Genomic DNA, 266 nt, shown 5'->3' with positions numbered 1-266 from the left:
ACGCTGCACCAGCCGGTACGCGTCCTCGCGGCTGCCGCCCGCCTGCGTCAGCGCCAGCAGCACGCGCTGCGAATGGACGAGCCCGCCCATCTTGTGCAGGGTCTTCGCCATGCGCTCCGGATAGACGACCAGCTTGTCCATCACCCCGGTCAGCCGCGCCAGCGCGAAGTCGAGCGAGATCGTGGCGTCGGGGCCGATATTGCGCTCGACCGAAGAATGGCTGATGTCGCGCTCATGCCACAGCGCGACATTCTCCAGCGCGGGCG

1 pseudogene is annotated in these 266 nt (G+C 68.4%); it reads right to left on the bottom strand.

Annotation, left to right across the window (positions count from 1 at the left end):
• Positions 1 to 266, bottom strand: a pseudogene (locus tag AC0CH8_RS18890) (adenylosuccinate lyase); the annotation flags it as partial.

The sequence above is a fragment of the Sphingomonas sp. AC435 genome, assembly GCF_979253005.1.
This window is presented reverse-complemented; position numbering and strand designations above follow the sequence as displayed.